Below are 17,449 nucleotides of genomic sequence, written 5' to 3' on the forward strand. Positions count from 1 at the left end.
GCCGCTGTTCGTTTGATCGGTATTCAACCGAAAGGGCACCCCGTGACCACCACCTCCGCTCGCCCCGTACAGGTCCGCCTGGAGGGCCAGGCCGCCGCGCCCGACGGCCCGATCGACCTCGTGGGCATGTTCGTCATGCACCGCGGCTTCCGGCGCGACTTGGAGGCCTTCGCCGCGGTCGTCCCGACGGTCGCGCCGACCGACCGCGCCCGCTGGCGCGGGCTGTCCCGCCGCTTCGCGCGCTTCGCCCGCTACCTGCACGCGCACCACTCCGGCGAGGACGCGGGGCTGTGGCCGCTGCTCGCCGAGCGGGGCGCGGACGCCGCCGTCCTCGACGCGCTGGAGGCCGAGCACGCCGGCATCGACCCCGCGCTCGCCGCGGTCACCGCGGGGCTGGCGGCGCTGGCCGCCGGGCGCGGCGACGAGGCCACCCGGGCGGAGCTCGCCGCGCAGACCGCCGCGCTGCGCGACGGGCTGGCCACGCACCTCGCGCACGAGGAGAGCGACGGCATGGAGCAGGTGCAGCGGCACCTCACCCCGGCCGACTGGGACCGGCTCGAGCGCGAGGTGTTCGCGAAGGAGTACCGCCCGCACGAGATGCTCGGCGCCCTCGGCTGGACGGTGTCGGCGATCCCCGACGAGGTGGTCGACCGCCTGCCGGTGCCGCACCCGGCGATGCTCGCCGTCGCCCGCTTCCTCGGCCGCCGCGCCGCCCGTGCCGACGCGCGCCTGTTCGGGACCGCCCGGTGACCGCGACGACGACCACGACGACCGCGACGACCACGGCGACCACGACCCTGTCCCGCGCCGACCGCGCGGCCACGGTCCTGTCCCGGCGGGTGGCGGCGCTGCACACCGCGCTGCTGCGCCGCACCGGCGGCCGGCTGGGCAACCGGTTCCGTGGCGGCGACGTCGTCCTGGTGACCTGCCGCGGGCGGGTGTCCGGGCTGCCGCGCACCACGCCGCTGCTCCACGTGCGCGACGGCGCCGACCTGGTGGTCGCGGCGTCCAACGGCGGCATCGACACCGAGCCGCAGTGGTGGCTGAACCTGCGGGCCGACCCGCGCGGGGAGGTCGAGGTGCGCGGCCGGCGCTGGGCGGTCACCGCCGCCGAGGTGGACGACGCCGACCGGCCCCGCCTGTGGGCGGCGCTGATGGCCCGGTGCGACGCCTACGACGGCTACCAGGCCAGGGTCTCCCGGCGGATCGCGGTGGTGCGGCTCTCGCCGGTCGCCGGCTGACCTACGCCACGGCCACCGGCCGGCCGAACTGGGTGCGGTACAGCTCGGCGTAGCGCCCGCCGAGGGCCAGCAGGTCCTCGTGGCGGCCGCGCTCGACCACCCGGCCGCCCTCCAGCACGAGGATGCAGTCGGCGGCGCGCACGGTCGACAGCCGGTGCGCGATGACGATCGCCGTCCGCCCCTCCAGCGCCTCGTCGAGGGCCTCCTGCACCGCGGCCTCGCTCGTCGCGTCGAGGTGGGCGGTCGCCTCGTCGAGCAGCACCACGCGCGGGCGGGCCAGCAGCAGCCGGGCGATGGTCAGCCGCTGCCGCTCGCCGCCGGAGAACCGGTAGCCGCGCTCGCCCACCACGGTGTCCAGCCCGTCGGGCAGCGCGCGGACGAGGTCGGCCAGCCGGGCGCGGGCGAGGGCGTCCCACAGGTCGTCGTCGGTCGCCTCCGGTGCGGCCAGCAGCAGGTTGTCCCGCAGCGACTCGTGGAACAGGTGCCCGTCCTGGGTCACCACGCCGACCGTGCGCCGGATCGAGGCGGCGGTCAGGTCGCGCACGTCGACCCCGCCCAGCCGCACGGCACCGGCGTCGGCGTCGTAGAGCCGCGGCACCAGCGAGGCGATCGTCGACTTGCCGGCGCCCGAGGACCCGACCAGCGCGACGACCTGGCCCGGCTGCACGGCGAAGGACACGTCGTGCAGCACGTCGACGCCGCCCCGGCCGTCGAGCCGGGCCACGTCCTCCAGCGACGCCAGCGAGACCCGGTCGGCCGACGGGTAGGCGAAGGTGACGCCGTCGAGCTCCACCGACACCGGCCCGTCGGGGACCTCGCGGGCGTCCGGGCGCTCCCGGACCAGGGGCACGAGGTCGAGCACCTCGAAGACCCGCTCGAAGCTGACGACGGCCGAGGCGACGTCGACCCGGGCGCTGGCCAGCGCGGTCAGCGGCGCGTACAGCCGGGTGAGCAGCAGGGCCAGCGCGACGACGGCGCCCGGGTCGAGCGAGCCGGCCAGCGCGTAGGTGCCGCCCAGGCCGTAGACCAGCGCGAGCGCCAGCGCCGACACCAGCGTGAGCGCGCTGATGAACGCCCACTGCACCATCGCCGTCCGCACGCCGACGTCGCGGACCGCGCGCGCCCGGGCGGCGAACCGGGCCGACTCGGCGTCGGGACGGCCGTAGAGCTTGACCAGCGTCGCGCCGGGCGCGGAGAAGCGCTCCGTCGTCTGACCGGTCATCGCCGCGTTGGACTCCGCGGCCACGCGCTGCAGGCCGGCCAGCTGCCGGCCGATGCGGCGCGCCGGGAGCAGGAACACCGGCAGCAGGAGCAGCGCGAGGACGGTGACCTGCCAGGACAGCGTCAGCATCGCCGCGAGCGCGAGCAGCAGCGTGACGGTGTTGCTGACGATCCCGGACAGGGTGTCGCTGAAGGCGCGCTGGGCCCCGAGGACGTCGTTGTCCAGGCGGGACACCAGCGCGCCGGTGCGGGTCCGGGTGAAGAAGGCGACCGGCATCCGCTGCACGTGGTCGAAGACGGCGGTGCGCAGGTCGAGGATCAGCCCCTCGCCGAGCGTGGACGACAGCCACCGGCCGAGCAGGCCCAGTGCCGTCCCGGCGAGGGCGAGCCCGGCGATCAGCACGGCCAGGCCGACGACGGTGGAGGCGCTCCCGCCGCCGACGATCGTGTCCACCACCCGGCCCGCCAGCAGCGGGGTGGCCACCGCGAGCACCGCCTCGACCACGCCGACCGTCACGAAGGCGGCGATGCGACCGCGGTGTGGCCGCGCGTACGTCATCACCCGCCGCAGGGTGGCGCGGGAGATCCCGCGCCGCTCGTCGCGGGCGTGCGTGGCCCGCGAGAGCGCCGACCACGCCGTCATCTCCATGCTCACGCCGCGGACGCTAGGACCTCATGCCGACTGGAGGTCAACGTCCGTGCCGATGCAGCAAGACCGGTCAGTCGGCGCCGAGGGCGTCGGCCACCCGGTGGTGCGCGAGGGCGTCGTCGTGCCGGCTCTGCCGCTCCAGCGTGCGCGCCAGCGCCCGGCGCGCCCACCCGTCGGCGGGGGCCAGCTCGACCAGCCGCCGCAGCGCGTCCTCCGCCCGCTGCAGCTGGGCCGAGCCGAAGTAGCTGCGCGCCAGGAGCTCCAGCGCGGCCTCGTTGCCCGGCTCGGCCGCCACGAGCGGCTCCAGGACGCGCGCGGCCTCGACGGGCTGCCCCATCGAGAAGAACAGGTCGGCGCGCAGGTACTCGGAGTGCAGGTCGGTCTCGAACGGCTGGATCACGCCGGCGGAACGGCGCGCGGCCCTCCGGTCTTCCCGAGATCACGACACGCCCGGCGGTCGAACGGACGAGGAAGGACGGAACCAACTGCATCCGGGTGCCATCGAGTTGGGAACAACCGGTGTCAGCAGTCCTCCACTCCGAGGGAGCACGACCATGGCCCTGTCGCTGCACCGCCACCGGACCGCCGACCGCGCACCGGCGACCACCCGTCCGCAGACCCCGCCGCGCGCGCCGGAGGAACCCGGCCACCGCGTCCTCGTCGTCCACCGCACCGGCGCGTTCGTCGTCGCCGGCATCATCGCCGTCTTCGGCGTCCTCGGGCTCGCCAACGGCCTGGACTTCTTCTCCACCGACGGCGAGCGCGTCCTCGGGTTGTCCTCCAACGGCCTGCTGTCGACCATCTCGCTGGTCACCGCGGCGGTGCTGGTCTTCTCCGCCTTCCGCAGCCCGCGCACGGCGTCCACCGTGATGATCGTCATCGGCGTGCTGTTCCTGGTGTCGGCGCTGGCCAACCTGGCGGTGCTCAACACCGAGCTGAACTTCCTGGCCTTCGGCCTGAGCAACGTCGGCTTCTCCGTCGTCGCCGGGCTCGTGCTGCTCTTCGTCGGCGCCTACGGCCGGGTGAGCGGCAACCTGCCGCCCGACAGCCCCTATGCCCGGGAGCGTGACGACGACGGGGTGTCGCCGGTCTCGCCCGACGAGTACCCCTCGACGCCGGCCGAGTTCGCCGCCGAGCGGGCCATGCGCGAGGCCGAGGTCGCCGTCGTCCAGCACGTGGCGTCCTTCGAGCAGCGCCGCCGGGTCGACGCGATGTCGAAGGTGCAGACCCGCAAGGAGCGCCGCGAGGTCTGGATGTCCTTCGACCGCGCCCGCCGCGACGCCTGACCCCGCGGGGACCGGCACGATGCCCGCGTGACCGTCCCCTTCTCGTCCTGGCCCACCCCGCTGCACCCGGCGCCGCGGCTGTCCGCGGCGCTGGGTCTCGCGCCCGGCGACCTCGCCGTCAAGCGCGACGACCTCACCGACCTCGGCGGCGGCAACAAGGTGCGCAAGCTCGAGCACCTGGTCGCCGAGGCGCTGGCCGCCGGTGCCACCGTCCTGGTCACCTCGGGCGGCGTGCAGAGCAACCACGCGCGGATGACCGCCGCGGCCGCCGCCCGGCTGGGCCTGCGCGCCGTCCTCGTCCTCGGCGGGACCCCTGCTGCGGACCGGCCCGGCAACCTCGCCCTCGACGCGGCGCTCGGCGCCCGCGTCGTCGTGGTGCCCGACCCGGCCGGCGTCGGGGAGCGGGTGGCATCGGTCGTGGAGGAGCTGCGGGCCGACGGCGAGGTGCCCGCCGTCCTGCCGCTCGGCGGCTCGTCGGTGACCGGCGCACGCGGCTACCTCGCCTGCGCGGCCGAGCTGCAGGAGCAGGCGCCCGGTGCGCGGCACGTCGTCGTCGCGGTCGGCTCGGGCGGCACGATGGCCGGGCTGGTCGCCGGGCTCGGCGCGGACCGGGTGCTCGGCGTGGACGTCGGCGCCGTGCCCGACCCGGCCGAGCGGGTGGCCGGCCTGGTGACGGCGCTCGGCGGGTCGCCCGGGGCGCTGCGGCTGCGCCGGGACCAGGTGGGCGACGGGTACGGCGCCCGTACCGACGCCGCGGTCACCGCGCTGGGCACCGCCGCCCGCACCGAGGCGCTGCTGCTCGACCCCGTCTACACCGCCAAGGCGCTGGCCGGGCTCGCCGCCGCGGTGGCCGACGGCTCGGTCCGGCCCGGCGAGCCGACGGTGTTCGTGCACACCGGCGGGCTGCCGGGGCTCTTCGGGCACCCGCTGGCCGCCGAGCTGGCCGCCGGGGTCCTGGCGCCGTCGTAGCCTCGCGGGCGCGATGACCACCGCCCGACTCCGCCCCGACGCCTGCCCCGGCGCCCTCCAGACGCACCCCGCCGCCGACGGGGAGCTCGCCCGCGTGCGGGTGACCGGCGGCCTGCTGACCGCCGTGCAGCTGCGCGCGCTCGCCGCCGCGGCGCGCGACCTCGGCGACGGCGCGCTGGAGATGACCAGCCGGGGCAACCTGCAGCTGCGCGGCCTGGCGCCCGGCGCCGCCCGCGACCTCGGCGACCGGCTGGCCGCGGCCGGCCTGCTGCCCAGCGAGACGCACGAGCGGGTGCGCAACGTGCTGGCCAGTGCGCTCAGCGGCCGCGCCGGGGGGCTGCTCGACGCCCGCCCGTGGGTGGCCGCGCTCGACGCCGGCCTGTGCGCCGACCCCGCCCTGGCCGCGCTGCCCGGCCGCTACCTCGCCACGCTCGACGACGGCCGCGGCGACGTGTCCGGCCTCGGCGGCGACGTCGGCCTGCTCGCGCTGTCGCCGTCGTCGGTGGCGCTGCTGCTCGCCGGCGAGGACAGCGGGCTGCGCGCCGGCCCCTCCGACGCCGTCGGCCTGCTGCTGGCCGCCACCCGCGCGTTCCTCGCCGAGCGCGACGCCCGGGGCGGCACCGCCTGGCGGCTGGCCGAGCTCGACGACGGCGTCGCCCGCGTCGCGGCGCGGCTGGACGGTGCCCGCTCCGCGCCGGTCGCCGTCCCGCCCGCGCCGGACACCGGCCCGGTCGGCGCGGAGACCCAGGCCGACGGGCGGACGGCGCTCGTCGGCGTCGTCCCGCTCGGCCGGGTCACCGCCGGCCAGGCCGACCTGCTCGCCTCGCTCACCGGGGAGGTCCAGCTGACGCCGTGGCGCAGCGTCGTGGTGCCCGACCTCGCCGAGGACCGCGTGGACGACGCCGCCGTCGACCTCCACCGCACCGGGATGGTGTTCGACGCCGCCAGCCCGTGGGTGCGGGTGACCTCGTGCGCCGGCCGGCCCGGGTGTGCGAGGTCGCGGGCCGACGTGCGCGCCGACGCCGCCGCCGCGGTCGCGTCCGGGGCGGTGCCCGAGGGCTCCCGCGTGCACTGGGCCGGGTGCGAGCGCCGCTGCGGCCGGCCGCGCGGCGACGTCCTCGACGTCGTCGCCACACCGGCCGGCTACCGCGTCGCTCAGTCCTCCGGGTAGCGCGCGCCCGCGGCGACCTCGGTGCCCTCGGCGACGGCCACCGCCCGGCCGACCAGCGTGACGTCCCCCTCGCCGCCCACGGTGGCGCCCCGGCCGACGTCGACCCGGTCGTCGACCACCGAGCGGGTCACCGTCGCCCCCGAGCGCACCCGCACGCCGGGCAGCAGCACCGAGTCGACGACGGTCGCCCCGGCCTCCACCACCACGCCCGGCGAGATCACCGAGCCGCGCACGTCGCCGGAGACCCGGGTACCGCCGGAGAGCAGGCTGTTCTCGATCTGGCCGTCGTCGAGCACCCGCGCCGCGCTGTGCCGGCCGCCGCGGGTGTGGATCGGCCACGCGGGGTCGTCGAGGTCGATCGGCGGCTCCTCGGACAGGAACTCCTGGTGGGCCTCCCAGTACGACTCGACCGTGCCGACGTCGCGCCAGTAGCCCTCCAGCGGGTACGCCCGGGCCAGCCCGTCGCGCGTCTGGGCGGGCAGCAGGTGGCTGCCGAGGTCCTCGAGCCCCTCCTCGCCCACCTCCGACCGCAGCTGCTCGAGCCGGTCGAGCGTGGGGCCGGGGGTGAACACGAACACCTCGTTGGTGGCCGTGGTGGTCGCCGGCTCGTCGGGCTTGTAGGCGTAGCCGGTGACCCGGTCGCCGTCGACCTCGACGATGCCGTAGCGGGCGGCGTCGTCGGCGGCGACCTCGGTGGTCACCATCGTCACCTCGGCCCCCGACTGCAGGTGCGCCTCGGCGACCTCCCGGTAGTCGAGCTCGTAGACGGCGTCGGAGCTGACCACCACCAGCGCGTCGGCGCCGAACCCGCGGATGAGCTCGGCCTGGCGCCACAGCGAGTTCGCCGTCCCGGTGTTCCACCCGCCCCGCTCGGTCCCCTGGAACGGCGGCAGGGTCATCAGCCCCCCGCTGGTGCGGTCGAGGTCCCACGGCCGGCCGTTGGCCAGGTGGTCGGCCAGTGACGTCGGGTGCTGCTGGATCGACACCCACACGTCGGGGATCCCGGAGTGCTGGCAGTTGCTCAGCGGGAAGTCGATCAGCCGGTAGACGCCGGCGAAGGGGACGGCGGGCTTGGCGCGGTGCTCGGTGAGCAGCTGGAGGCGGCCACCGGCGCCACCGGCCAGCACGAGGACGAGCAGACGGGGAAGGGCCATGCTGCCCGGCTACCCCGCCGCGGCGGCCCGTAGCCTCCACGGCGATGTACGAGTACGAGAAGGACGGCGCCGAGATCTACCGGCAGTCGTTCGCGACGATCCGCGCCGAGGCGGATCTCACCGGCCTGCCCGAGGACCTCGCGCGGGTGGTGGTCCGCATGATCCACGCCTGCGGCCAGGTCGACCTGGCCGCCGACGTCGCGGCCGGCCCCGACGTCGTCCGGCGTGCCCGCGAGGCCCTCGACGCCGGCGCCCCGGTGCTGTGCGACGCGCAGATGGTCGCCTCGGGCGTCACCCGGCGCCGGCTGCCCAAGGACAACGACGTCGTCTGCACCTTGGACGACCCGCGGGTCGCGGGCCTGGCCGCCGACCTCGGCACCACCCGCACCGCCGCGGCGCTGGAGCTGTGGCGCGACCGGCTCGGCGGCGCCGTGGTGGCCATCGGCAACGCGCCCACCGCGCTGTTCCACCTGCTCGAGATGGTCGCCGCCGGCGCCCCGCGCCCGGCCGCCGTCCTCGGGATCCCGGTCGGCTTCATCGGCGCCGCGGAGTCCAAGGAGGCGCTCGCCGCCTCCGACCTGGACTTCCTCGTGGTGCGCGGCCGGCGGGGCGGCAGCGCGATCACCGCGGCGGCCGTCAACGCGATCGCGAGCGACGTCGAGTGACCGGGCGGCTGTACGGCGTCGGGCTGGGGCCCGGCGACCCCGAGCTGGTCACGGTCAAGGCCGCCCGGCTGATCGGCGCCGCCGACGTCGTCGCCTTCCACGCCGCGCGGCACGGCCGCTCGGTGGCCCGCGCGCTGGCCGCGCCCTACCTGCGCGAGGGGCAGGTCGAGGAGCTGCTGGTCTACCCGGTGACCACCGAGACCCCCGACCACCCCGGCGGCTACCAGGGCGCCATCGACGAGTTCTACGAGGCCGCCGCCGCCCGGCTGGCCGCGCACCTCGACGCCGGCCGCGACGTCGTCGTGCTCGCCGAGGGGGACCCGTTCTTCTACGGCTCCTACATGCACATGCACAAGCGGCTCGCGCACCGCTACCCGACCGAGGTGGTGCCCGGCGTGACCAGCGTCAGCGGCGCCGCGGCGGTGGTCGGGCGGCCGCTGGTGGAGCGCGACGAGGTGCTCACCGTGCTGCCCGGCACCCTGCCCGCCGAGGAGCTGGCCGAGTGGCTGGCCACCACCGACTCCGCCGCGGTGGTGAAGCTCGGCCGCACCTTCGGCCGGGTGCGCGAGGCGTTCGACGCCGCCGGCGTCCTCGACCGCGCGCTCTACGTGGAGCGGGCCACCACCGACCGGCAGCGGGTCGCCCCGCTGGCCGACGTCGACCCGGACACCGTGCCGTACTTCTCGCTGGCGCTGCTGCCCTCGCCGCTCACCGGGCCGGGGAACCCGCCCGTCGCGGAGGAGCCCGCGGTGCGGGTCGGCGAGGTGGTCGTCGTGGGCCTCGGCCCCGGCGCGCGGGGGTGGACGACGCCGGAGGTCGCCGACGCCCTCGCCTGCGCCGACGACCTGGTGGGCTACGGCCCCTACCTCGACCGCGTGCCGGCCAACCCGCGCCAGACCCGGCACCCCAGCGACAACCGGGTGGAGGCCGAGCGGGCCGCGCACGCCCTGGAGCTGGCCCGGTCCGGACGGCGGGTCGCGGTCGTCTCCAGCGGCGACCCCGGCGTCTTCGCGATGGCCGCCGCGGTGCTCGAGGTGGCCGCCCGGCCCGAGCACGCCGGCGTGCGGGTGCGGGTGCTGCCCGGGCTGACCGCGGCGCAGGCCGTGGCCTCCCGCGTCGGTGCGCCGCTGGGCCACGACTTCGCCGTGATCAGCCTCTCCGACGTGCTGAAGCCGCTCGACGTCGTCCTCGACCGGCTGCGGTCGGCGGCGGCGGCCGACCTGGTCCTCGCCCTCTACAACCCGCGGTCGAGGGCGCGCCCGCACCAGCTGGCCAAGGCCCTCGACGTGCTGCGCGAGGTGCGCGAGCCGGAGACGGTGCTCGTCGTCGGCCGCGACGTCGGCGGGCCGGAGGAGGAGGTCCGGGTGACCACGCTCGGCGACCTCGACCCGGAGACGGTGGACATGCGGTGCCTGCTGATCGTCGGGTCCTCCCAGACCCGGGTGGCGCCGTCCGGGCAGGTGTACACGCCGCGGCGCCATCCCGGCTGACATCCCGTTGCGGGGAACAACCGGCCCGCGGGGCGGCTTGCCACCATGCGTGCCCCGACTCCCCCGCCCGCTCTCGTTCTGGTCGGTGGCCGGACTCCTCGTGCTGGTGCTGGCCGCCTCCGGTGTCCCGTCGCCGCTCTACCGCGTCTACCAGGAGCAGTTCGGGTTCGGCTCCGGCGTCCTGACGCTGGTGTTCGGCATCTACGCCCTCGCGCTGCTGGCCGCGCTGCTCGTGGTGGGCAGCCTGTCCGACCACGTCGGGCGGCGGCCGGTCCTGGCCGGGGCGCTGCTGCTGCAGGCGGTCGCGATGGTGGTCTTCCTCGCCGCCGACGGCGTGGGCTGGCTGCTGGCCGCCCGCGTGCTGCAGGGGCTGTCCACGGGTGCGCTGACCGGCTCGCTGGGTGCGGCCCTGCTCGACCTGCAGCGCCGCGACCGCCCGCTCGGCGCGCTGCTCAACAGCGTCTCGCCCGGCCTCGGCCTGTCCCTCGGTGCCGTCGGCGCGGGGCTGGCCATCGAGACCATCGTCAGCCCGACGCCGTGGGTGTTCGGCGTCCTGACCGTCGTGTTCGTGCTCGGCTCCGTCGTGGCCTGGGCGCTGCCGGAGACCTCCCCGCGGCTGCCCGGCGCGCTGGCCTCGCTGCGCCCCCGCGTCGAGGTGCCCCGGCCGCAGCGGCGGGCGTTCCTCGTGGCCACCCCGGCGCTGGTCGCGCTGTGGGCGATGGGCGGGCTGGTGCTCTCCCTCGGCCCGTCGCTGACCGCCGGGGTCTTCGGCGTCGACGACCACCTGGTCGGGAGCCTGCTGATCCTGTGCATGCAGGGCTCGGCGGCCGTCGGCGGCCTGCTGGCGCGCGACCTCGCCCCGCGCCGGGCCATGGGCGGTGGCTGCCTGGTGTTCGCCACCGCCGTCGTCGGCCTGCTGGTCGCGCTGGTCACCGGCACGCTCTGGCTGTTCTTCGTCGCCGCCGGGGTGGCCGGCCTCGGTTTCGGCGCGGCCTTCTTCGGCTCCGTGGCCACCGTGACCGCGGGCGTCTCGCCGGGCCACCGTGCGGGCCTGCTGTCGAGCGTCTTCGTCGTCGGCTACCTCGCCTTCAGCATCCCGGCCATCGTCGCCGGCCTGGCGGTGAACACGCTCGGGCTGCGGGCGGTCGCGGAGGTCTACGGCGTGGTCGTCATCGCGCTCGCGGTGGTCGCCGCGGTGGGGCTGCGGCTGTCCCGCCCCCGGCGGTCGGCCGCCGTCACGGCCCAGGAGCCCGCGGAGTCGCTCGCGGCCTGACCCGGCTCGCTGCCCGGCCGCGTTCCCGCCGCCGCCTCCGACGGCACGTCGCCGTCCAGCCGTCGTCGCACCGACGCGCCTCCCGAGCTGTTGGTGGTCTGTCGTGGCTTCGTCCATCGCAGCTCGAGGTGGGCGTCTCGGGCCGGCGCGCCGGGTGTCGCCTGACCGATGACTGCGGTCCAGCAGCGCCCGACGTCGACCCGAGATTTCTCCGTCGACTTCCCGCCTGACCTGCGGGAACTGTCGTACCCGGTGCGTGGGTTCGGGGTCGTGCAGGAGGTCACCGGATCGCTCGTGGAGCGGGCGCTGGCGGGCTGGCTGGTGGAGCAGCCCGTCCGTGCTCAGCGGCTCCCGGTCGCCCTGCTGCCCCGGCAGCAGAAGGCCGCGGAGCTGCAGCGCCTGCAGGCCCGCAAGGCGATGGACGCCGCCTACGAGGCGGAGCTGATCCTGGGTCTGGCCGACGACTCCCCCGATGACGACGACCCGCCGGCCGGGACGCCGGGGGCGCGGTCGTGGAAGCCCGATCCCGAGCTGCCGGGGGTGTCGGAGTTCTTCTCCGCCGAGCTGGCCGTGATCCTCAACTGCGGGCGGCTGTCGGCGGGTCAGCTCGCGCACCGCGCCTGGACCTACCGCAGCCACCTGCCCGCGACCTGGGCGGCGATGGCGGCCGGGCAGCTGGACGAGTACCGGGCCAGCACGCTGGTCGACGTGCTGGAGCACACCGATCCGGTCATCGCCCGCCGGGTGGAGGCCCAAGTGCTGCCCGAGGCCGCGCAGCTGACGGTGGGGAAGCTGAGGAAGCGCGCCCTGGCGTTGTTGCTGCACCTGGATGCCGAGGCCGCCGACCGGCGGCGGGAGCAGGCCAGGCGGCGCGCGGACGTGCGGGTCTACCCCGCCCCGCAGGAGGGGATGGCCACGTTGGCCGCCGACCTGCCCGCGGACGTCGCGGCGGCCTGTCACGCGCTGGTCGATGAGCTGGCGCGAATGCTCGAGGCCGACGGTGACCCCCGCCCGATCGGGCAGCTGCGCACGGCGGTGTTCGCCGATCTGCTGCAGCGCCCGTGGGACGAGTCCCGCCCGCCGGTGACGGCGCACCTGCAGGTCATCGCCACCCTCGCCTCCCTGGCGGGGCGGTCCGATGAGGCCGGTGAGGTCGACGGGCTGCCGATCACCGCTGCGCAGCTCCGGGAACTGCTGCAGCAGCTCGACGCCCTCGGCGTGCGCACCCCGGAGGGCGGATCGGTCACCCTCGCGCTGACCGAGGAGGACGGCACGCTGCGGGCCACCAGCACCCTCGACCAGCTGCGCCGCATCGCCCACCGCGGCTGCCCCGACCACCCCGCCGCCTCGGATGCCGGCGCCGACTGCGGGTGTGCGGTGCTCGACCGCCCGCAATCCGTCGACCGCTACGCCCCCTCGGCCGCGCAGCAGCGCTTCGTGCGCACCCGCGACCGCACCTGCCGCTTCCCCACCTGCGGCCAGCGCGTGGGATGGGCCGACGCCGACCACGTCGTCCCCCACGCCCCCGGCGGCGCCACCGACTGCGCCAACCTGTGCTGCCTGTGCCGCAGCCACCACCGGCTCAAGACCCTCGCCCGCGGCTGGCGGTTCACCATGAGCCCCGACGGCGTCCTCACCGTGACGACTCCGTCGGGGATCACCCGCACCACCCGGCCACCGGGCATGCGGCCACCACCGGCCGAGGACACCGGGCCACCCCAGGACGAGCGCGACGCCCCGGACAGCGATCCGCCGCCGTTCTGAACCAGCAGCTCGCGACGCCTCACCGGCCCGGGTAGGGCTGCACCTCCCACCCCTCCGCGCAGGTCAGGACGCGGCCCGGCTCACCGCCGCGCAGTAGCGGTCGTGGTCGGCGCGCGCCTCGGACAGGGGCGCGAGCACGTCGGAGTCGGCGACCTCCGCGACCCGGGCGGTGAGCCTGCGCCGCGCCGTCCGCGCCCGGCGTCTGGCCCCCATCGCCACCAGCGGCCGGCACAGCAGCGCCAGCAGCAACCCGGCCAGCAACCCGCCGACCAGCAGCAGCGTGGGCAGCGGGATGCCCTCCACCCGCGGCAGCGGGACGACGTCGTCGAGCTGCAGCAGTCCCAGCCCCACGAGGGCGAGCAGCCACAGCGCCCCCACCAGCGCGGTCAGTGCGAGCAGCCACTGCAGGCCCCCGACGGCGCGCTGCCAGATCGGCGTGCGGTCCGGGCCGAGGTCGGTCCCGGCGACGGCGCGGTCGAGCCGGTCGGGCAACCGCTCCTCCGTCTCCTCGGACGTGCGCCGCAGTTCGTCGCGCCAGGCCTCCGGCAGTCCCCGGCCCGCGGCGTCGCGGGCCCGGCGCAGCGCGGCGTCCATCCCGGCCCGCTGCACCACCCCGGCCTGCGGCAGCGAGGTCCGCGAGCGCTCGTCGCCCAGGTGCAGCCGGTCCAGCGGGTCGGCGCGCAGCTTCGACGTCCACCGCAGCACGGGCCAGCCGGTGTGCGCGGTGCCGTTGCGGCGGGCCGAGCGCTCCACGGCCGCGACCACGGCCGGCACCCCGGCGGCGCTCGCGAGCGCGCCGGCGAGCTCCTCGCGCGCCGCCCGGTCCGGCCCGCGGTCACGGCCGGCGTCGGGAGCGCAGTGGGCGGCCAGCGCCCCGGCGGCGGCGCGGGCGTCGGCGGTGAGCCGGTCGGTGGCCGCCTTGCGCGCGCCCACGCGCCGGGCCAGCTCCGCCCGCAGCTCCGGCAGGCCGAGCCCGGTGCGGGCCGCGGTGGGCAGCACCGGCGTGCCGGCCAGGCCCTCCTCGTCGAGCAGCCGGCGCAGGTCGGCCAGGCACGCCACCGCCGCGGCCTCGTCGAGCCGGTCGACCTGGTTGAGCACCACCAGCAGCACGCCGGAGTGCCCGGCCAGCGGCGCCAGGTAGCGGGTGTGGACGGCGTCGTCGGCGTACTTCTGCGGGTCGAGCACCCAGACCAGGACGTCGACGAGCTGCACCAGCCGGTCGACCTCCAGCCGGTTCTCCAGCCGCACGCTGTCGTGGTCGGGCAGGTCGAGCAGCACCAGCCCGTCGAGCGCGGGGTCGGCGTCGGCCACCCGGTGCCGCCGGGGCACCTCCAGCCAGTCGAGCAGCCGGTCGGCGCCCTCGTCCCCCCAGACGGTCGCGTGCGCGACGCCGGTCGTCGGCCGGCGCACGCCCGGGGTGCTCACCTCCGCGCCGGACAGCGCGTTGAACAGCGTGGACTTGCCGCTGCCGGTGGCGCCCGCCAGCGCGACGACGGTCGCGTCGCCCAGCGCCTCGCGGGCACCGGCCTTGGCCAGCAGCGAGCGCGCGGCCCCCACCTCGGGGACCTCCAGCCGCCCCTCGGCCACCCCGACCGCCTCGCGCAGCGCCGCCAGCCGGTCGGCCAGCGACAGCTCGCGCGCCCTCACGCCGAGCTCCGCGCCGCGGCCAGCGCCGCCACCGCCGCCCGCAGCCGCCCCGCCGCACCGGGTGCCTCCGCCGCGACGGCCAGCAGCTCGTCGAAGCGGTCCTGCTCGGCGGCCAGCAGCCGGTCGGCGCGGGCGTCGAGGTCGGCACGCGCGCGGGCGGCCAGCGCCCGCACGGCGGCGTCGCCGAAGACCGCCTCGAGCACCCGCTGCCCCACCGCGGTCGTCCCGCCGGCGATGGCGATCTCGGCACCCGACAGGCCCGCCGTCGAGGCGAAGACGGCGACCATCACCAGCGCGCCGGCCCCGTTGACGCCCCAGGACAGCAGCCGCGCCTGCGAGCGCTTGCCCGCGCCCTCCTCGCGCACCAGGTCGAGCACGTACCCCTGCCAGTCGCGCACCTCGTCGGCGGCCGCGGGCCCGAAGTCCGGCGACACCGTCCCCAGCTCCTCCTCCCGTCCCGCGACCAGCGCCCCGCCCCCGGGCAGCGAGCGCCACGCCGTCACCGTGCGGTCGGCGGCGCGCTCGGCCTCGGCGCGCAGCAGCGTCTCCACACCCGACTCCAGCGCCCCGTGCAGGGAGTCCGCCGACGACGGCCGCCCGCTCAGCGCCGCCCCCAGCCGGTCGCGCAGCCGGCCCACCCGGCTCTGCAGGGAGCGCATCCACTCACCGGTCCCCACGAAGTCCTGCCAGCGGGCCAGGACCTCCCCGCGCAGCAGGCTGCCGTTGCCCACGCCCTCGCCGACCGCCTGGCGCGCGCCGTCGTACGCGGCGTCGGCGGCGTCGCCCAGGGCGGTCGCGGTGGCCGCCTGCTCCTCGACCCCGGCCGCGACCGCGGCCACCCGCCCGTCGAGGCTCTCCAGCGCCCCGGCCAGCGTCTGCCGGACGACGGCCGCGCGCTGCTCCTGGTCGGCGGCCAGCCCGCGCAGCCAGTCGCGCAGCGGGGCGACCTGCCCCTCGGGCAGGAACCCGTCGGACAGCGGCCGCTCCTCGACGACGAACAGCCGCGCCGACCCCAGGCCGCCGCGCTGCAGCATCCCGGCGAGGTCGGCGGCCACCTCGGTCACCGCCTCCGGCGGCGTGCGGTCCAGCACGACGGCCAGCGCCGTCCCCCGCTCCTGCGCCGTCCGCAGCAGGTCCCACGGGACGGCGTCGGCGTAGCGGGCCGCCGTCGTCACGAAGACCCACAGGTCCGCCGCCGACAGCAGCTGCCCGGCGAGGTCGCGGTTGGCCTCGACCACCGAGTCGACGTCGGGGGCGTCGATGAGCGCGAGCCCCGGTGGCAGCGCCCCGGTGGGGACCAGGCGGAGCCCGCCCGCGACGTCCCCCTCGCCGGTGGTGCGGGCCATCCCCGGCAGCACGCGGTCGCCCGAGAACGCCGGCAGGTCGGCCGGCGAGCACACCAGCACCGGCGCGCGGGTGGTCGGCCGCAGCACGCCGGGGGTGGTCACCCGCGCCCCGAGCACGCTGTTGACCAGCGTGGACTTGCCCGCACCGGTGGACCCGCCGACGACGGCGAGCAGCGGGGCGTCGAGGTCGCGCAGCCGGGGCAGCAGGTAGTCGTCGACCTGGTCCACGACCGCGCGAGCGGTGCGCACGGTGGCGTCCCGCCCGGGCGTGGCCAGGCCGAGGGGAGCCGCGGCGACCGCATCGCGCAGCTCCTGCAGGGCATCGGTCAACAGCACGGGCGCGGTCACTCCCGGTTCCTTGCCCGGACGGCGCCGGGCTACCCCTCCAGTGCGGCCAGCGCCCCCGGCACCTCCCCCGGCGCCGCGACGACGACGGCGGCGCCGGCCGCGGTCAGCTCGCCGGCGCCGCCCGGTCCCCAGCCCGCGCCGACGCACGGGAGCCCGTGCGCCGCGGCGCCGAGGACGTCGTGCTCCCGGTCACCGACCAGCGCCACCGGGCGGGTGTCCGGGTGGGCGGCCAGCGCGGCGGCGACCACCTGGTCCTTGTGCCGGACGGCGCCGTCGAGGCTGGCGCCGTGGACCCCGGCGAAGGCGCGCAGCAGGCCCACGTGCCCGAGCACGCGGACGGCGAACACCTGCGGCTTGCTGGTGGCCACGGCGAGCACGGCACCGCCGTCGCGGAGGGTCCGCAGCAGCCGGGGCACGCCGTCGTACACGGCGACGTCGAGCAGCGCCCCGGAGGAGTAGTGCGCGCGGTAGGCGGCCACCGCGCGGTCGACGTCGCCGCCGGTCAGGCCGAACACCGTGGCGAAGCCGTCCTGCAGCGGCGGGCCGACCATGGCGCGCAGCTGCGCCGGTGTGGGCTCGGGCAGCCCGAGCCCGGCCGCGGCGACCCGCACCGACGCCCAGATGCCCGGCGTCGAGTCGACCAGCGTGCCGTCGAGGTCGAACAGGACCAGCCCGGGACGACTCGGCATCCGACCCCCTCGCTGCGGCATCGGACGTCAGCCTGTCACCCCGCCTCCCGGAGCCGCGGCGGCGTCCACCCCGGCGACGGGCCCGGCACGCCCGGGCGGACGACGGCCGCCCAGCCGGGCCCGGCGGCGGTCACCGCTCCGACCAGACGCCGAGCTCGTTGCCCGACGGGTCGGCGAAGTGGAAGCGGCGCCCGCCGGGGAACGCGTACGGCTCCTCCACGACCGTGCCGCCCGCGCGCCGCACCGCCGCCACGGACGCGTCCAGGTCGGCCGAGAACAGCAGGACCAGCGGCCCGCCGGGACGCGTCTCGTCGCCCCGCCGCAGGCCGCCCACCTCCTCGCCCTCGTCCCGCGGGTCGCGGATGCCGGAGTACTCCGGCCCGTAGGAGGTGAACCGCCAGCCGAACGCCTGGCCGTAGAAGCGCTCCGCCGCGGCGAGGTCGGTGACGGTCAGCTCGACGTGGTCGATGGCGTGGTGGCGGTGCGCGGGCTGCCGGTGTGCGGGGTCCTCGGCCATGGCGGCGATCCTCCCGCCG

At 77.2% G+C, this 17,449-nt stretch carries 16 protein-coding genes; 9 read left to right on the forward strand and 7 right to left on the reverse strand.

Going from position 1 to position 17,449, the window contains the following annotated elements:
• The first annotated feature begins 42 nt into the window (after positions 1-42).
• Together JD79_RS03780 and JD79_RS03785 are read left to right on the forward strand one after the other, a co-directional pair.
• Positions 43-750, forward strand: coding sequence for a hemerythrin domain-containing protein (locus JD79_RS03780; protein ID WP_110004445.1), 708 nt, complete (start codon positions 43-45; stop codon positions 748-750).
• The gene (locus JD79_RS03785; protein WP_170149102.1) at positions 747-1,241 is read left to right on the forward strand and encodes a nitroreductase/quinone reductase family protein; all 495 of its coding nucleotides are present in this window, start codon (positions 747-749) and stop codon (positions 1,239-1,241) included. The genes JD79_RS03780 and JD79_RS03785 overlap by 4 nt, the downstream gene beginning before the upstream one ends.
• 1 nt (position 1,242) lies before the next feature.
• On the opposite strand, the gene JD79_RS03790 is transcribed toward JD79_RS03785, so the two are convergent.
• Both JD79_RS03790 and JD79_RS03795 read right to left on the reverse strand, forming a co-directional pair.
• Positions 1,243-3,111, reverse strand: a complete 1,869-nt coding sequence (locus tag JD79_RS03790; protein ID WP_211308123.1) for an ABC transporter ATP-binding protein — start codon at positions 3,109-3,111, stop codon at positions 1,243-1,245.
• Positions 3,112-3,181: 70 nt separating this feature from the next.
• Positions 3,182-3,511, reverse strand: coding sequence for a tetratricopeptide repeat protein (locus JD79_RS03795; RefSeq protein ID WP_245899641.1), 330 nt, complete (start codon positions 3,509-3,511; stop codon positions 3,182-3,184).
• 154 nt (positions 3,512-3,665) lie between these two features.
• Between JD79_RS03795 and JD79_RS03800 the strand changes: the two genes are divergently transcribed.
• From JD79_RS03800 to cobG, 3 genes are read left to right on the forward strand one after another with little or no spacing between them, the layout of a single operon-like run.
• The gene (locus JD79_RS03800) at positions 3,666-4,397 is read left to right on the forward strand and encodes a DUF4383 domain-containing protein (RefSeq protein WP_110004447.1); all 732 of its coding nucleotides are present in this window, start codon (positions 3,666-3,668) and stop codon (positions 4,395-4,397) included.
• Positions 4,398-4,424: 27 nt separating this feature from the next.
• Entirely contained in the window at positions 4,425-5,366 is a 942-nt protein-coding gene (locus JD79_RS03805; protein ID WP_110004448.1) for a pyridoxal-phosphate dependent enzyme, read from the forward strand.
• Between the two features lie 13 nt (positions 5,367-5,379).
• Positions 5,380-6,537 (forward strand): precorrin-3B synthase, encoded by a 1,158-nt coding sequence (cobG, locus tag JD79_RS03810; RefSeq protein ID WP_110004449.1) that lies wholly within the window; start codon positions 5,380-5,382, stop codon positions 6,535-6,537.
• Here cobG and JD79_RS03815 read toward each other — a convergent pair.
• Positions 6,522-7,691, reverse strand: coding sequence for a glucose-1-phosphate adenylyltransferase family protein (locus JD79_RS03815; RefSeq protein ID WP_110004450.1), 1,170 nt, complete (start codon positions 7,689-7,691; stop codon positions 6,522-6,524). The two genes, cobG and JD79_RS03815, sit on opposite strands and share 16 nt — an antisense overlap.
• A 44-nt stretch (positions 7,692-7,735) precedes the next feature.
• On the opposite strand from JD79_RS03815, the gene JD79_RS03820 reads away from it, so the two are divergent.
• The 4 genes from JD79_RS03820 to JD79_RS03835 all read left to right on the forward strand — a co-directional run bounded on the left by JD79_RS03820 (position 7,736) and on the right by JD79_RS03835 (position 12,883).
• Positions 7,736-8,356, forward strand: coding sequence for a precorrin-8X methylmutase (locus JD79_RS03820; RefSeq protein ID WP_110004451.1), 621 nt, complete (start codon positions 7,736-7,738; stop codon positions 8,354-8,356).
• Positions 8,353-9,846, forward strand: coding sequence for a precorrin-2 C(20)-methyltransferase (locus JD79_RS03825; protein WP_110004452.1), 1,494 nt, complete (start codon positions 8,353-8,355; stop codon positions 9,844-9,846). The genes JD79_RS03820 and JD79_RS03825 overlap by 4 nt, the downstream gene beginning before the upstream one ends.
• A gap of 49 nt (positions 9,847-9,895) precedes the next feature.
• Positions 9,896-11,119: an MFS transporter gene (locus JD79_RS03830; RefSeq protein ID WP_110004453.1), complete on the forward strand. Its 1,224-nt coding sequence runs from the start codon at positions 9,896-9,898 to the stop codon at positions 11,117-11,119.
• A 168-nt stretch (positions 11,120-11,287) separates the two neighbouring features.
• Positions 11,288-12,883, forward strand: coding sequence for an HNH endonuclease signature motif containing protein (locus JD79_RS03835; RefSeq protein ID WP_110004454.1), 1,596 nt, complete (start codon positions 11,288-11,290; stop codon positions 12,881-12,883).
• A gap of 63 nt (positions 12,884-12,946) precedes the next feature.
• Here JD79_RS03835 and JD79_RS03840 read toward each other — a convergent pair whose 3' ends face one another.
• From JD79_RS03840 to JD79_RS03855, 4 genes are all read right to left on the reverse strand, one after another.
• The gene (locus JD79_RS03840; RefSeq protein WP_110004455.1) at positions 12,947-14,530 is read right to left on the reverse strand and encodes a YfjP family GTPase; all 1,584 of its coding nucleotides are present in this window, start codon (positions 14,528-14,530) and stop codon (positions 12,947-12,949) included.
• Positions 14,527-16,224: a GTPase family protein gene (locus tag JD79_RS03845; RefSeq protein ID WP_110004456.1), complete on the reverse strand. Its 1,698-nt coding sequence runs from the start codon at positions 16,222-16,224 to the stop codon at positions 14,527-14,529. Before JD79_RS03845 ends, JD79_RS03840 begins: the two co-directional genes overlap by 4 nt.
• A 29-nt stretch (positions 16,225-16,253) precedes the next feature.
• Entirely contained in the window at positions 16,254-16,913 is a 660-nt protein-coding gene (locus JD79_RS03850) for an HAD hydrolase-like protein (RefSeq protein ID WP_110004457.1), read from the reverse strand.
• A 130-nt stretch (positions 16,914-17,043) separates the two neighbouring features.
• Entirely contained in the window at positions 17,044-17,430 is a 387-nt protein-coding gene (locus JD79_RS03855) for a VOC family protein (protein ID WP_110004458.1), read from the reverse strand.
• Positions 17,431-17,449 lie beyond the last annotated feature (19 nt).

Origin of the sequence: Geodermatophilus normandii, assembly GCF_003182485.1 — a bacterium.
GTDB lineage: Bacteria > Actinomycetota > Actinomycetes > Mycobacteriales > Geodermatophilaceae > Geodermatophilus > Geodermatophilus normandii.

Excerpts from the sequence above, each read along its gene's own strand:
- JD79_RS03820 (WP_110004451.1), top strand. The coding sequence starts at position 7,736 with ATGTACGAGTACGAGAAGGACGGCGCCGAGATCTACCGGCAGTCGTTC.
- JD79_RS03815 (WP_110004450.1), bottom strand. The coding sequence starts at position 7,691 with ATGGCCCTTCCCCGTCTGCTCGTCCTCGTGCTGGCCGGTGGCGCCGGT.
- JD79_RS03790 (WP_211308123.1), bottom strand. The coding sequence starts at position 3,111 with ATGGAGATGACGGCGTGGTCGGCGCTCTCGCGGGCCACGCACGCCCGC.
- cobG (WP_110004449.1), top strand. The coding sequence starts at position 5,380 with ATGACCACCGCCCGACTCCGCCCCGACGCCTGCCCCGGCGCCCTCCAG.
- JD79_RS03850 (WP_110004457.1), bottom strand. The coding sequence starts at position 16,913 with ATGCCGAGTCGTCCCGGGCTGGTCCTGTTCGACCTCGACGGCACGCTG.
- JD79_RS03835 (WP_110004454.1), top strand. The coding sequence starts at position 11,288 with ATGACTGCGGTCCAGCAGCGCCCGACGTCGACCCGAGATTTCTCCGTC.
- JD79_RS03855 (WP_110004458.1), bottom strand. The coding sequence starts at position 17,430 with ATGGCCGAGGACCCCGCACACCGGCAGCCCGCGCACCGCCACCACGCC.
- JD79_RS03800 (WP_110004447.1), top strand. The coding sequence starts at position 3,666 with ATGGCCCTGTCGCTGCACCGCCACCGGACCGCCGACCGCGCACCGGCG.